The sequence below is a fragment of the Thiohalophilus sp. genome (assembly GCF_031581315.1).
GTDB lineage: Bacteria > Pseudomonadota > Gammaproteobacteria > UBA6429 > Thiohalophilaceae > Thiohalophilus.
Genome location: NZ_JAVLAZ010000159.1, coordinates 1 through 2,609 on the forward strand (window position 1 = coordinate 1; position 2,609 = coordinate 2,609).

Annotated in this window: 2 protein-coding genes; both read right to left on the minus strand. The window is 59.0% G+C overall.

Annotation, left to right across the window (positions count from 1 at the left end; all coding sequences use genetic code 11):
• The coding region (gene spoT / locus RI563_RS13090) for a bifunctional GTP diphosphokinase/guanosine-3',5'-bis pyrophosphate 3'-pyrophosphohydrolase (protein ID WP_310694826.1) at positions 1-1,991 on the minus strand (1,991 nt) is incomplete at its 3' end.
• A 68-nt stretch (positions 1,992-2,059) separates the two neighbouring features.
• Positions 2,060-2,512, minus strand: coding sequence for a DNA-directed RNA polymerase subunit omega (rpoZ, locus tag RI563_RS13095; protein ID WP_310694827.1), 453 nt, complete (start codon positions 2,510-2,512; stop codon positions 2,060-2,062).
• Positions 2,513-2,609: the final 97 nt, after the last annotated feature.

The window sequence follows — 2,609 nt, forward strand, 5'->3', positions numbered from 1 at the left end:
CTCAGGGTCGAATGCAGGCCATCGCGCTCTTCAATGCTGACGTTTTCGATGTTGGCTTCCAGCTCCGAGAGGGTCGCGGCGATGGTAGCCAGTACGCCGCGCTGGTTGTGGACCAGCATACGAATGTCGATGGGAAACTCGCCTTCGATTTCCTGTTCCCATTTGACGTCGATCCATTTCTCGGGCCGGTTGCGATACTCGGCGACGTTCTTGCAATCCTCGGTGTGAATCACAATACCGCGGCCCGAGGTAACAAAACCCAGAATCGGATCGCCGGGGATCGGCCGGCAACATTTGGCGTAGGTCACCACCGTGCCTTCGGTGCCCTTGATCGCCAGTGGTCGGGCCGCGGGCTTGTCGCTCTCGCCTGCAAGCTCGCTTTCGCCGGACATCAGGGCTCGGGCGATGACCATGGCCATCTGGTTGCCAAAACCGATCTCACTGAACATCTGATCCATGCTTTCGAAGTTAAACTCCCCGAGCACGCGCTGTACCTGCTCCTCGGATAACTCTTCGAGCCCGGCACCGTGCGCGGCCAGGCTTTTGTTGAGCAGGCGCATACCGAGAATACTCGCCTCTTCCTTACGCAGGTTTTTCAAAAACGCGCGAATGTTGGAACGGGCCTTGGCGGTGGTGACAAAGTCCAGCCAGGCCGGGTTGGGCTGGGCACCTCTGGAGGTGACGATCTCGACAGTCTGTCCATTGAGCAGAACCGTTCGCAACGGCATCAGACGTCGATCGATCTTGGCTGCCACGCACTGGTTGCCTACATCGGTATGCACCGCGTAGGCAAAGTCGACGGCAGTGGCCCCGCGCGGCAGGACCTTGATCTCGCCATGTGGCGTCAGCACGTAAACCTCATCGGGGAACAGATCGATCTTGACGTGTTCGAGAAACTCGATGGAATTGCCGGCATTCTGCTGCATCTCCAGCAGTTCATGCAGCCATTGACGGGCCCGCATCTGGGCATTGTTGCTGATGTTTTCGTTGGTCTTGTACAACCAGTGGGCGGCAATCCCGGCTTCTGAAACCTTGTGCATATCCCCGGTGCGAATCTGCACCTCAATAGCCACCCCGTAAGGGCTCATCAAGACGGTATGCAGGGATTGATAACCGTTGGCTTTGGGGATGGCGATGTAATCCTTGAAGCGACCGGGCACCGGCGTATAGAGATTATGAATCGCCCCCAGTACCCGGTAACAGGCATCGACGCTGTCGACGATAATGCGAAACGCATAGACATCCATCACTTCGCTGAAGGCCAGGTGCTTGTCGCGCATTTTTTTGTAAATGCTGTACAGATGTTTCTCGCGACCGATCACCTGACCGTTCAACGCTTCCTGCTCCAGTCGGGTTTTGATGGTTTCTTCCATCTTGGCGACGATCTCTTTGCGATTGCCGCGCGCGCGGCGCAGGCCTTCGTCGAGAATCCGGCTGCGCCACGGGTACAGGGCGGAAAAGCCGAGATCTTCCAGTTCCAGACGTACGTTGTTCATGCCCAGACGGTTGGCGATGGGCGCGTAAATGTCCAGCGTTTCGCGGGCAATGCGCCGGCGCTTGTCCGGGCGCATCACACCCAGGGTACGCATGTTATGCAGCCGGTCGGCCAGCTTGATCAGAATGACCCGGATATCGCGGGTCATGGCCAGCATCATCTTGCGGAAGTTTTCCGCCTGCGCCTCGGCCTTGTTCTCGAAGTGGATATGGGTCAGCTTGGAGACCCCGTCAACCAGTTCGGCCACCTCCTTGCCGAAACGTTTTTCGACGCGCTCTTTGGGAATCTCGGTGTCTTCGATCACATCATGCAATATGGCCGCCATGATGCTGAGATGATCCACGTGCAGCTCCGCCAGGATGCGGGCCACGGCGATCGGGTGGGTAATATAGGGTTCACCGCTCAGGCGGTGCTGGCCGTCGTGGGCCTCCGCCCCGAACAGGTAGGCCTGATAGACTTCGGCGACCTGTTCGGGCTCAAGATATTCATCGAGCATCTCGCACAGATGTCTGATGCGAAATGTCTCGTGCCGGGGAGATGGAATCTCTGAAAGCGGACGAGCGATTACTTGCTGTCCTCTTCTGAATCAGACGCGGCTTCGCCGGAGGCCTTACCCGTGTTCTCATCCTCGCTGTCGCTGTCACTGCCCAGCTCGGCACCCAGCGCGGCCTTGATTGCGGCGGCCACATCCACTTCGTCGTCATCACTGGCTTCGGGCTGATCGGGCGGGGTACTGCCGGCTTCCAGGTCAGCGGCCGCTTCCAGCTCGGCGGCGGCCTGCTCATCGGTCAGCTCGGCGAAGTGGTCCACCACTTCCGGCTCCTCATCCAGTATGGAGGCGTCGACCAGGCCTTCGGAAATCTCGCGCAGGGCGATGACCGTCGGCTTGTCGTTTTCCGGGTCCACCATCGCCTCACGGCCATTGGCAACCTGACGCGCCCGGCGGGCGGAAACCAGTACCAACTCGAAGCGGTTTTCGAGGTTTTCCAGACAATCTTCTACGGTAACTCGTGCCATTATTCACTCCGGGGATTCGGGCCGCGCCCCTGCTGGCACGGCCGGCAATTCGTACAGGGACCGACCATTATAGTCATCCGGGGACGGTGGTGCCAGA

Coding starts and splice junctions, on each gene's coding strand:
- rpoZ (WP_310694827.1), bottom strand. CDS start 2,512: ATGGCACGAGTTACCGTAGAAGATTGTCTGGAAAACCTCGAAAACCGC.